The 10,999-nt window shown below is 41.6% G+C and carries 12 protein-coding genes and 1 pseudogene; 9 read left to right on the forward strand and 4 right to left on the reverse strand.

The annotated features are described in order from the left end of the window. The 3 genes and pseudogenes from G3KMM_RS02965 to rpsO form a co-directional block, all read left to right on the forward strand. Positions 1-165, forward strand: a pseudogene (locus tag G3KMM_RS02965) (tRNA pseudouridine(55) synthase TruB); the annotation flags it as partial. A 12-nt stretch (positions 166-177) separates the two neighbouring features. Continuing rightward, positions 178-807: a DUF421 domain-containing protein gene (locus G3KMM_RS02415; RefSeq protein WP_129605092.1), complete on the forward strand. Its 630-nt coding sequence runs from the start codon at positions 178-180 to the stop codon at positions 805-807. A gap of 80 nt (positions 808-887) precedes the next feature. Beyond that, complete coding sequence (gene rpsO / locus G3KMM_RS02420) at positions 888-1,154, forward strand: 30S ribosomal protein S15 (RefSeq protein WP_129605095.1); 267 nt, start codon at positions 888-890, stop codon at positions 1,152-1,154. Positions 1,155-1,290: 136 nt separating this feature from the next. Here the strand turns inward: rpsO and G3KMM_RS02425 are convergent, their stop codons facing one another. Continuing rightward, positions 1,291-1,866, reverse strand: a complete 576-nt coding sequence (locus G3KMM_RS02425) for a hypothetical protein (RefSeq protein WP_129605097.1) — start codon at positions 1,864-1,866, stop codon at positions 1,291-1,293. A 416-nt stretch (positions 1,867-2,282) separates the two neighbouring features. On the opposite strand from G3KMM_RS02425, the gene G3KMM_RS02430 reads away from it, so the two are divergent. Next, positions 2,283-4,448 carry a polyribonucleotide nucleotidyltransferase gene (locus G3KMM_RS02430; RefSeq protein WP_129605099.1) on the forward strand — a complete coding sequence of 722 codons (2,166 nt, stop codon included), beginning with the start codon at positions 2,283-2,285 and terminating at the stop codon, positions 4,446-4,448. A gap of 65 nt (positions 4,449-4,513) precedes the next feature. Here the strand turns inward: G3KMM_RS02430 and G3KMM_RS02435 are convergent, their stop codons facing one another. Next, entirely contained in the window at positions 4,514-5,245 is a 732-nt protein-coding gene (locus G3KMM_RS02435; protein ID WP_129605102.1) for a hypothetical protein, read from the reverse strand. Between the two features lie 33 nt (positions 5,246-5,278). Further along, a complete protein-coding gene (locus tag G3KMM_RS02440; protein ID WP_129605104.1) occupies positions 5,279-6,016 on the reverse strand; it encodes a hypothetical protein in 738 nt (245 codons plus the stop codon). 96 nt (positions 6,017-6,112) lie between these two features. On the opposite strand from G3KMM_RS02440, the gene G3KMM_RS02445 reads away from it, so the two are divergent. After that, on the forward strand, positions 6,113-8,359 hold the full coding sequence (locus G3KMM_RS02445; protein ID WP_129605107.1) for an FtsK/SpoIIIE family DNA translocase: 2,247 nt from the start codon (positions 6,113-6,115) through the stop codon (positions 8,357-8,359). A gap of 113 nt (positions 8,360-8,472) precedes the next feature. Here G3KMM_RS02445 and G3KMM_RS02450 read toward each other — a convergent pair whose 3' ends face one another. Beyond that, on the reverse strand, positions 8,473-9,408 hold the full coding sequence (locus G3KMM_RS02450) for a hypothetical protein (protein WP_129605110.1): 936 nt from the start codon (positions 9,406-9,408) through the stop codon (positions 8,473-8,475). Between the two features lie 167 nt (positions 9,409-9,575). On the opposite strand from G3KMM_RS02450, the gene rpsF reads away from it, so the two are divergent. The 4 genes from rpsF to G3KMM_RS02470 all read left to right on the forward strand — a co-directional run. After that, positions 9,576-9,932 carry a 30S ribosomal protein S6 gene (gene rpsF / locus G3KMM_RS02455; protein ID WP_129605112.1) on the forward strand — a complete coding sequence of 119 codons (357 nt, stop codon included), beginning with the start codon at positions 9,576-9,578 and terminating at the stop codon, positions 9,930-9,932. A gap of 19 nt (positions 9,933-9,951) precedes the next feature. Next, a complete protein-coding gene (locus tag G3KMM_RS02460; protein WP_129605117.1) occupies positions 9,952-10,395 on the forward strand; it encodes a single-stranded DNA-binding protein in 444 nt (147 codons plus the stop codon). 29 nt (positions 10,396-10,424) lie between these two features. Then, positions 10,425-10,622, forward strand: coding sequence for a 30S ribosomal protein S18 (rpsR, locus tag G3KMM_RS02465; RefSeq protein ID WP_129605122.1), 198 nt, complete (start codon positions 10,425-10,427; stop codon positions 10,620-10,622). A 12-nt stretch (positions 10,623-10,634) separates the two neighbouring features. Further along, positions 10,635-10,999, forward strand: a 365-nt coding sequence (locus tag G3KMM_RS02470; RefSeq protein WP_129605126.1) for an elongation factor P, incomplete at its 3' end; no start/stop codon positions are given.

Genomic DNA, 10,999 nt, shown 5'->3' on the forward strand with positions numbered 1-10,999 from the left:
AACCATGTTTCGAGCGGTACTTATATTAGGACTCTAGGCGAGGATATTGGTAAGGCTCTCGGTGTCGGCGCCTATCTGATAGCTCTTCGTCGTACTCAGGTTGGCGATTATCAGATAAAAAATGCTGTTAAGTTGTCCGATTTTATGGGTGAAAATAATAAATAATGAAAGGAAAATATGGATGATTTTATTCTTATCGCCATCAAACTATTAATCGGCTTCTTGGCTCTTATCTTTGTTATCAACGTTACAGGCAAAGGGAATCTTGCTCCATCTTCAGCTAGCGATCAGGTACAAAACTACGTACTTGGTGGAATCATCGGTGGCGTGATCTATAATAAGCAAATTGCCATCTTGGAATATATTAGTATTCTATGTATCTGGTGTATCCTGGCTCTTTCTCTTAAATTTATTAAAACTCATAATGTCAAAGTTAAGCAGATTCTTGATGGTAAGGCTCTGATCATTATTGATCACGGTAAAATTAATATCGAAAACTGCAAGAAGGCCGGTCTCAGTGCACATGATGTTGCATTTAAACTTCGCACTAATAATATTTACTCTTCTAAGAAAGTTAAACGCGCTGTTGTGGAGCAAAACGGCCAACTTATCGTTGTCCATGCCGGCGAAGAGAATCCTAAATTTCCACTTATTACCGATGGTCAATTACATCATGATATCCTTGAGGTGATTAGCAAGGACGAAAACTGGCTTAATCAGGAACTTAAAAAGCAAAAAATTGCCTCCATAAGCGAAGTTTTTCTTGGTGAATATATCGATGGGGAATTAGAAATTACTACATATTAACCTTGTTAGCCAGATTTTGACAGAAAAGTCATCTGTTTACCCTTGATGAAATTATCGTCGCGTGGTATAATTCACCCAATATGATTACAAAAGAGAATAAAGCTAAGGCAATTGCTGCTACTGCCCGTGACAAAAAGGACGTTGGTTCTCCAGAGGTTCAGGTCTCTATTCTAACTGAGCGCATCAAAGAAGTAACCGAGCACGTTAAGGTCAATAAGCATGATTTCATGGCTCGTCGTGGACTTATGCAGATGGTTGGTCGCCGCAAACGTCTTTTGAAGTATCTTGAGAAAACCAACTTCGACCTCTACAAAGGCACAGTTGCAAAACTCGGACTCCGCAAATAAATTCAAAAACCCACGTCAGTGGGTTTTTTGGTGTCTTATATTATCATTTATTCATTATATTAATCTGAAATTTTTAACTTCAAGTTTAGTTTAAAAAAGCCCCACGCGTGGTGGAGCTTCAGATCAGATCATAGTGTTATGTAGGGTTCTTCCTTGTGAACACTCCGACAATTCCAGGCCTCTCGGCTCCTTCTTCGAAGTTAGTATCAATATAGTCATTGATAGCATCTCTAAAGCGCAGAACCGAGTTATTAATCCTCTCGTTAATTTCTGCAATATTAGGACGCCTCATCTTTCTGATCACCTTCTTTTTTCTCATTGGATTACTCGCGACCTGATTACGGCTGTTTTCTTTTCTGTACTTGTCGTAATACTCCTTGTGCGTATAATGCATGCGCACGAATCTGGCATCATTCATGAGTTCATAGATATTGCCAGTCACGCCCTCTCGACGAGTGATTACCTGATAGAGATCCTTCTCCTGGAAGTAGATGACATCCGCCGTATTGAAGTGGAAAGAGATTCTCCTCTGCCCCCTCACCCCGGTGTTTACCATTGTCACCACCAGGTCGATATTGCTATCGAGTCGAATTTGTTTTCTCAGCGGCACAAACACCTGTTCGATTAGCTGATAACAGAACAGCTTTTCCTCTTCTTCCTGTATTGCATAGGAATTGTTTTCGAATCCCTTCAGCTGGATTACAATATCCATGGGTGGAATCAACCCTTCAAAATCAAAAATGTTATGTATCGTATTGTTCATTTCTTCTACGATCCTTTCTCTTAATGTTCTTGAGCTATAGCTCACAGTAGTTCCAAATATGGTGATCTAAAAATCTATCCCCCTTTCATTCCAGTCTAGTGTCTAGATAATCACCGAACGCATGATATTATAACATAAAACAAAAAAAACACAAAACTATATTCAAAACAGTAGCCTCAGCTGTTAATTTCTTAATATATCAATGATATAGGCATTTTAAATAGCTTTTCATGATACAATTAATACATAACAATAAAAGGGAAGACGGCGGATAAGTCCCCTAGAGCCTTAGGTATAAGATTCTCTCTAGCTTATTGCTTGGCTTACTAGAGTAGTTATCTGGTGTTTTCCCGAGAAAGGAAAAAATGGAAATAATTAATCCTACTGGTAAACACACGTTCAGTGTGTCTACTGATTTTTGCGGGCGTGAGCTTAAAATTGAGGTTAACCGTGTCGGTTTTCGCACAACTTCTTCTGTTCTCGTCACCTACGGCGATACTGTCGTACTTGGCTCAGTTATCGTTAGTGAGAAACCAGTTGTCCAAGATTTCTTCCCACTCTCTATCGACTATGAAGAAAAGTTCTATGCCGCTGGCAAAATTTCAGGTTCAAAATTTATTAAGCGCGAAGGCAAACCGGCTGATGAGGCTGTACTGATCGGTCGACTTATTGATCGTCCAATTCGCCCTCTCTTCCCTAAGGGGTATCGTCAAGAGGTCCAAGTTGTTACTACCGTTCTTTCTATGGATCCAAACTTCCGCCCAGATGTCATTGCTATGTTGGCCGCTTCCTCGGCTCTATTAAATGCTGGCGTTCCTTTTGATGGTCCAATCGCTGGCCTTCGCATTGGTCGCGTTAATGGTGAATTTAAAGCCTTCTTAAATAAGGATGAACGCGAGCAGTCTGATCTTGACTTAGTGGTTGCTGTTAAGGATCAGAAAGTGGTCATGGTGGAAGCTGGAGCTAACGAAGTCCCAGAGAATGTTATTATAGATGCTATGCGCTGGGCCATTGAAAATGTTCAGCCAGCCCTAGATCTTCAAAGACAACTTCGTGATAAACTTGACGTAGTCGAAAAAGATTATGAATTAAGCCTACCAAATCAGGAAATTACTGATAAGGTTGAGTCTTGGACCCGCACTCATTTTAAGGGCGAAGACGGTCAAACTGGTACCAAAATTCGCGGCAACGTCTTAGATCGTAAGCGTATTGCTGACACCCTGCGTGATCAGATGGACGCAGAGTTTGCTCTTGAGCTTGGTGAAGGTGATACTCCAGAAGAAAAAATCGCTGACTATGATGCTCGTTTGAAGGATGAATTCCATAATGCCTATGAACTGGCTATCCATCATGAGGTTCGCCGTGCCATTGTTGAGGATGGCATGCGCCCTGACGGTCGTAAGCTTAACCAAGTTCGACCGCTCAGCTCTCAGGTCTCAATTCTACCTCGTGTTCACGGATCCTCACTCTTCACTCGTGGCCTTACCCAAGCCATGAATATTGTAACCTTAGCTCCTCTTTCCTATGCCCAGGTTGTTGATACTATGGAGGTTACCGATGGCGAGCGTCGCTACATGCACCACTATAACGCTCCAAGTTATACCGTTGGCGAAACTGGTCGTATTGGCTCTCCAGGACGTCGTGAGATTGGTCATGGTTACCTAGCTGAACGTGCTCTCATTCCAGTCCTTCCTTCCAAAGAAGATTTTCCATATGCCATCCGCTCTGTCACTGAAATTATGTCTCAAAATGGTTCTACCTCTATGGCTGCCACCTGTTCATCCTGTCTTGCATTGATGGATGCTGGTGTTCCTCTGAAAAGTCCAGTCTCTGGTGTCGCTATGGGTCTCATGCTTGATGATGAAACTCCACATGTTCTTACTGACCTAATGGATGCTGAAGATTTTGCGGGCGATATGGACTTTAAGGTTACAGGTACTAAGCAAGGAATTACCGCACTTCAGATGGATATGAAAGTCCATGGTCTACCTATCGACATCCTTGAAAAAGCCATTAACCAATCCCATGAGGGTCGTATGTTCATCTTGGATCATATGCTTTCCGTGCTACCAGCTTCTCGTCCCGAGCTCTCTCCATATGCTCCACGTATCGAGAAATTAATGGTCAATCCTGACAAGATCGGCGCCATCATTGGTAAGGGTGGTGAAATGATTAATAAAATTACCTCGGAAACTGGAGCAGAAGTCGACATTGATGATTCTGGCCTCATTACTATCTCTGGTACTGATCCTGAGAAAATCCAACACGCCATTGATTGGATCAAAGGTCTCGTTGAAGAGCCTGAAGTCGGTAAAATTTATAAGGGTAAAGTCGTCAATATTAAAGACTTCGGCGCCTTTGTAAATATCTTACCTGGTGTCGACGGCATGCTTCATATTTCACAGATTTCAGAGAAGCGCCTCGACAAAGTTGAGGATGCGCTACACCTTGGCGATGAGGTAAAGGTTCGCCTCGAAGCTATTGATGATAAGGGCCGTCTCTCCCTCAGTATGCGCCGAGTCGAGCAGTAATTTAGATAAAAGAATAGTCGTAAAAAGAGACCCAAATTTGGGTCTCTTTTATAGTTAATCTCTAACTATAGGCTAACTATCCCATTATTCTCAGTTTTATTTTGATCCCAGCAAAATAGTATTGATTTACCCTCTAGATCCTTTTGGTTTCCTAACGCGTTTTTGATTTCCTCAGAAAAAGAGTCGCATGTAGGGATCCCGTTTCCTTCGTAAGCTTTCTTCCATTCGCCACTTGGAATTGGTCGATAGAAGATGGCGGTAGAACCTCCCCATCCGCCCTCAACTCGAGTATCACCTTCTCTATCACTTTTAGCTACTTCAAACATTTGCCTGATTCCTACTCTTGCGATTAAATATTTTGCATCATTGGTGGTATACAGTGCGTCAAAAGATACGGTTGGCCAACTATTCTTAATTTGTAACCCATCATCATTCAAGCCTGTTTGTTTGATATATTCTCTTTTTACTATTTCTTCAATCTCTCCGATTTTGGTATCAATTCTCATCGGCCTTACAATTTCTTTTACAGTTGTATTCTCAATTTTTTCTTCCACCGCCTTGGTCCCAGTTGCCACCTCATACTTCGAGACTGTTTCGTTTGCTTTTGCTAACTCCTCTTTTGCGGATTTTACCTGGCTCTCTAATTGGTTTTTCTGACTATTCGAGGAGAACATTAGGTATACTAGACCACTGGTTGATATGATCATCAATAACCCCAGAGCCACTAATGCGGCTTTCACTCCTTTGCCTGTTTTATGTTCTATTTCAGATTTGATCTCTATATTATCTTGCTCCATGTGGATTCTCCATTAATTTTATATTTTTATTATCTAAATTCCTAAATTGCCGTAATTCTCGGATCCTCCTTCCCCAACACAGAAAATCAAAGACTGAAATGGTCGCTGATTTGTCCATTTTAAAACGTCCTTTACTTCTTGTGGTACTGTATCACATCCTGGAATGCCATTGCCATCAACTGCTTTTTTCCAATCGCCATTCGGTAAGGATTTGTAGTAGATAGCCATTGAGGAGCCTCCGTAGGAAAGATATTGACTAGTATTGCCGTTATTCGGTCTAACTCTTAATTCGTGCGAGACTTGTGTAGTGGCAAATAGAAATTTTGCCCTGCTATCGGTTGCGAATTTTCGGATTTGAAGAATAATATTATCTTCTTCGATTAACCCCTCTTCGATTACTTCACCATTCATAAGATGAGTTTCACTTTCGATCTTATTTCTCAGTGCTTCCATATTGGCGTCAAACGCCATCGGCTTTACAATTTCTTTAATTTTGGTATTCTCAGTCTCCGCTTCCACCGCCTTGGTCCCAGTTGCTGCTTCATACTTAGAAACTGTTTCGTTAGCTTTTGCTAACTCTTCTTTAGTAGTCTTAACCTCTCCTTCTAGCTTATTTATTTGCCCAGAAAAAGAAGTACTTACATACATCAGTCCGCATAAACTGATAATTGTCGCTAGACAAAAAACCGCAGCCACAATTTTCAAGCCACGGTTATTTTGATGTTTTGTTTTGTTATTATTTGTATTTTCGATTCCATCCGTATCGTACATAATATCTCCTATAACCACACTATACCATAAATATAATTTTTTAAAACTAAAAAGACTTACGCCGTCTATCTATAATTATTATGCTATAATCTGTCTATGGTAAAACGTAAAAAAGGTCGACGTAAATCTCCACGTGATGTAGCTCCCGAGCACGAGTTGCCAGGAGGTTTTTGGCGTCAAGTCTCAGCAATTCTTATGATCGCTGTCTCCATCGTCCTTGTGATGACATGGTTCGGTAGTGGTGGCACGCTTCTCAATGATTTTCATAAATTTGGTTTCTGGTTGATTGGGTATGCTACTTTTGCAATTCCTGTTATCCTCGTCTACTTAGCAGTTAAGATCTTCCGCAGTGCTGATAACCGTCTTCCAGCTGTCATCTGGATTGTATCATTTTTAATGATCTTCTGGCTTTCTGGACTCTTTGGTTTGCCTACCTATGGTACTACCTCAGCTCAAACTGGAGGTATTTTAGGTCAGTGGCTAAATAGTCTTGTTACACAAATTCTTAATCCAAGCGTTGCGGCCTTTATCTATCTTGTTCTAATCTTCATTACCGTCATCTTCATCTTGCAGCTCTCCCCAGCTGCTGTCTTTCGTGATCTTGCCAATCTATTCAAGACTAGTCGTCGTGAAGAAGATGCAGAGAATGCACGCGTGGCTCGTCGAGCTCAAGCTGATGACGCGATTAAAGCTGGCGCACTTGGTCCATTGAAGATCAAAGCCAATGGTGTTGAGGTCTCTCCAGAGGATCTAAAATCGACACCAAAAATCGAAGTTAAAAAACCAGTTATGGACAAACCAGCTGAAGCCGAGCCGGAACGCGCTCTGATTGAAGTTTCTGATCCAAACTGGAAAATGCCAAGCACTGACCTTCTATCTAAGAAACAAAATCCTCCTGACGGTGGTAATATTCAGCAAAATGCCTTCATTATTAACTCAACTTTTTCAGATTTTGGTATTGAAGTTAAGCTCGATGGCGCCAACGTTGGTCCACGCGTTACACAATATACCATTCAGCCACCAACTGGTGTTGTCCTCTCTAAGATTGCTGCTCGCGACAAAGAGTTAGCCTTAAATCTTGCCGTCGATAAAGTTCGTATCGAGGCTCCAATCCCTGGTACCCGCCTTGTTGGTATTGAGATTCCAAACGTTCGCCCCGCCGATGTTACCCTTCGTTCTATTCTTGAAAGTAATGAATGGAAAAAAGAACGCAACCCACTAGCCTTCGCCGTTGGTAAGGATATTTCTGGTAATCCAGTAATTGCCAATCTTGCCAAAATGCCTCACCTCCTCATCGCTGGTACCACTGGTTCTGGTAAGTCCGTTATGACCAATACCTTAATTTCATCACTCCTTTACCGTAATGCTCCTAGTGATATGAAATTAATCATTGTCGACCCTAAGCAAGTGGAAATGGTGCAATATAATGACATCCCTCACCTCTTAACGCCAATTATTAACTCCACCGAAAAATCTCTTTCCGCTATGAAGTGGGCGGTTAACGAAATGGAGCGTCGCTATACTTTAATGGCCGAAGAAAAAGTCAAGAAAATCGAAGATTATAACGAGAAGTTGCAGAAGAAGACTGCCACGGTTGCCGATCAGGATAATAACGAACAGCAACACGATGGTGGTAAGATGCCATATATCGTAGTCGTGATTGATGAGATGGCAGACCTCATGATGCAGGCAGGGAAAGACCTCGAGCAGCTTATTGTTCGTATCGCACAGAAAGGTCGTGCCTCCGGTATTCACCTCGTTCTTGCTACCCAGCGTCCTGAAGTTAAGGTTATTACCGGTCTGATTAAGGCCAACGTTCCGGGTCGTATTGCTTTCGCCGTGAATAATAATACCGACTCTCGTATCATGCTCGATATGGGTGGTGCTGAGAAGTTGCTAGGAAAAGGTGACATGCTGATGCTGACCACCGAAATGATGGGTAAGCCTCGTCGTATTCAGGGTGCCTATGCCTCTGATAGTGATGTTGAAAAGCTGACCAACTTCCTTCGTGAGCAGCGTGCTCCTGAGTATAATAATGAAGTTATTTCTCAAGCTGTTCAGATCAAAGGTATCGGTCCAACTGATGGTGGCGGCTTCGGTGATCTTGGCCGTAAATATGATCCAAATGATCCTGTCGTTCGTAAGGCTATCGAAATTACGCTTACCAAAGGTAAATTTTCTACCGCCATGCTGCAAACCTATCTTGGTAAAGGTCATGGTTTCGTCTCTGGTCTAGCGATTTGGCTTGAAGAGATTGGCGTGATTGGTCCTGCTAATGGTAACAAGCCTCGAGAAGTAATGATTAAGAGTCTTGAAGAATTTGACCAGCTCGCTAACGTCTAGATCGATTACAATGACAGATTCTAGTGATTTTTAAAAAAACAGCACGCCAGATCTAATGACCTCGTCAAAATACCATAAAAAATATAGCTTCTTGGAAGCTATATTTTTTATTTCTAAAGATGTTCGTAATTGCTTCCAGTGTTGTCCGTCCTACAACTATAATTATTCTGTCCATCTGGCCTCTCTACGTCATGATAGATTCTACGAATCTCAGCAGAATAATCGGAACACTTCATAGCCATGTGTCCCCCGAAGGCATATTTCCATTCACCGTTTGGTAACTCTCGGTAATATTCTGCAGCCCAACCTCCACCAGCTACCACTAAAACCTCATTACCAAGACTATCTTTTTGTTTGTTAAATCCGCCAACCTGTAATGAAGCAAAGGCATAGGTTCCTGCTTTGTTGGTGAATATCTGTCCGCCTCTGATTAAATTATCTTTTCCCATTACATCTAGTAATTGTTGATATTTCACATCATACGCCACCGACTTATTATTAGTCACAACCGTCTTATCTTCAGTCGTCTTATTTTCTTTTGCGATGCTCTGATCAGACTTAACAGCCTCCTCTAGTTTAATAACATTTTCCTGAGCCTTCTTTGTTTCTTCTTTGGAGACCGAAAGATCATGATATAGCTGCTGACGCTGGTTTTGACTTGTAATAATAGTGTAAGCAAGTGCACCAACTGCTGCGACCGTAGTCAAGGCAAAAAGCGGAGTCAGTGACATTTTCTTCTTTTCTGCAGCTACTTGCTGGGTCACAGGAGTCTCAACAGTTTGCATAGGCTGCATAGGGCTAGCTACTTCTTGCTCTGGTTCATCCGCAGATTTATCTGTGGACTTGAAAGTATCTTCTTGTTTGACTACTGGCTCCTCAGTCACGTCACTCATCTCTGTAGTATTTTCTGGCGATGCGTCGACCCAGGTATTAGATTCATTGGCTACTGTCATATTCTCGGATGATCCTGTATCTATCTGATTAGTATCAAGAGAGGACTCACTATTATTTATGGTATTATCTTGACTTAGATTATTTTCGCTATCCATGCGTTCTCCTTTTTCTTGATTGTAGCATAAGTTTTATAAAAAAGCGTAAACAGCATACCTGGTATTTCTTTGCTAGTTGAAAAAATCGTCTCGATCTGGTATAATTAAATCATTATTAGCTCAGCAAGCGACAAGAGGTGTGCTTGCTTTAACCAAAGGAGTGCAAAGTGAAACAGTATGAACTTACTGTGTTGATTCATCCTGATTTGGAAATGAATCTAACACCAGCCCTAGACAAGATTAATAAATTAATCGAGTCACAAAACGGTAAAATCGTTAAGGAAACCAACGAAGGTAAGAAGCGTCTTGCTTATTCTATCAACAAGCAAGATTACGCAGTTTACTACTTCTACGAGCTTGAGCTTCCAGCTCAGGCTCCTGCTAAGATTTCTTCCACCCTTAACATCACCGACGAAGTCTTACGTTATCTCTTAGTCACTGTCGATGAACGCAAAGCTAAATTTGAAGCTAAGCGCAAAGCTCGTGCAGAGAAGACTAAAGATACTGAAGAATCAGCAGAATAAATAAAACGAGGAGGTTTTTATGGCGCGGGGATTTAGTAAGGCAATCATTACGGGTAACGTAGTACGCGATCCTGAACTTAGGGCCACATCTGGTGGCACTCAGGTCTGCTCGTTCTCTGTAGCAGTAAATTACAATTACGTTCAGAACGGCGAGAAAAAGGAACAAGTTTCCTATATCAACTGTTCTGCTTGGGGTAAAGCTGGCGAGATTATCGCTCAATACGCTAAGAAGGGAACCGGTATTCTTGTTTCCGGACGTCTTTCTCAGCGTGCATTTGAGGATAAGACTGGCGCTAAGCGCTCTGCTACTGAAATTGTCGTTGAGGACTTCAACTTCCTTGGCGGCACTAGTGAAGGTGCCTCTTCAAGAAGTTACGCTTCCACAAGTAGTGATGAATCTGCCGATATCATTCCTGATGATATTCCAGATGAGCCTATCGACCTCAGTGAGGTTCCATTCTAAAAATTAATTAAGAGAGAGTTTTGAGAGAAATGAAAAGAATTAAAAATGATCCAAATCTTTACTTCGACTATCGTGATGTAAAGACTATGCAACGTTACATTGACGTCTACGGTCGTATTGAACCAATTTCAAAGACTGGTTTATCTGCTAAGCAGCAAAGACAATTAGCTGTTGCCATCAAGCGTGCTCGTCACCTTGCATTGCTTCCATTTGTGTCTGCAAACTAAAAGGAGAAAACTATGTACGGTCCAACCGATCTTAAGAAAAACGTTCTCATTACCTTGGATGGCCAGCCATACAAGGTTATTGAGTATTCGCAAAAAGTTATGGGACGCGGCGGTTCTATTGTTAACGTTCGTGTTAAGAACTTAATCACCGGCGCTCTCATCCCAAAGACCTTCAAAGGTCAAGAAAAAATTGAGCCAGCAGAAGTTACTACTAAAAAAGTCCAATATCTTTATAAGGACGACGATAAGTTCTACTTCATGGATCCAACCACCTTCGAGCAATATGAATTGTCGAACGATTTAGTTGGCGATTCCAAAGATTTCATGAAAGATGGTGACGAGATGGATATCCAGTTCTATAATGGTTCTGCCATCAA

The sequence above is a fragment of the Candidatus Nanosyncoccus nanoralicus genome (assembly GCF_004138405.1).
Taxonomy (GTDB): domain Bacteria; phylum Patescibacteriota; class Saccharimonadia; order Saccharimonadales; family Saccharimonadaceae; genus Nanosyncoccus; species Nanosyncoccus nanoralicus.

Bases quoted from the DNA above. Each gene is read 5' to 3' on its own strand.
- G3KMM_RS02450 (WP_129605110.1), bottom strand. From the start codon at position 9,408: ATGGATAGCGAAAATAATCTAAGTCAAGATAATACCATAAATAATAGT.
- G3KMM_RS02430 (WP_129605099.1), top strand. From the start codon at position 2,283: ATGGAAATAATTAATCCTACTGGTAAACACACGTTCAGTGTGTCTACT.
- G3KMM_RS02415 (WP_129605092.1), top strand. From the start codon at position 178: ATGGATGATTTTATTCTTATCGCCATCAAACTATTAATCGGCTTCTTG.
- G3KMM_RS02425 (WP_129605097.1), bottom strand. From the start codon at position 1,866: ATGGATATTGTAATCCAGCTGAAGGGATTCGAAAACAATTCCTATGCA.
- rpsR (WP_129605122.1), top strand. From the start codon at position 10,425: ATGAAAAGAATTAAAAATGATCCAAATCTTTACTTCGACTATCGTGAT.
- rpsO (WP_129605095.1), top strand. From the start codon at position 888: ATGATTACAAAAGAGAATAAAGCTAAGGCAATTGCTGCTACTGCCCGT.
- G3KMM_RS02440 (WP_129605104.1), bottom strand. From the start codon at position 6,016: ATGTACGATACGGATGGAATCGAAAATACAAATAATAACAAAACAAAA.
- G3KMM_RS02460 (WP_129605117.1), top strand. From the start codon at position 9,952: ATGGCGCGGGGATTTAGTAAGGCAATCATTACGGGTAACGTAGTACGC.
- G3KMM_RS02435 (WP_129605102.1), bottom strand. From the start codon at position 5,245: ATGGAGCAAGATAATATAGAGATCAAATCTGAAATAGAACATAAAACA.
- G3KMM_RS02445 (WP_129605107.1), top strand. From the start codon at position 6,113: ATGGTAAAACGTAAAAAAGGTCGACGTAAATCTCCACGTGATGTAGCT.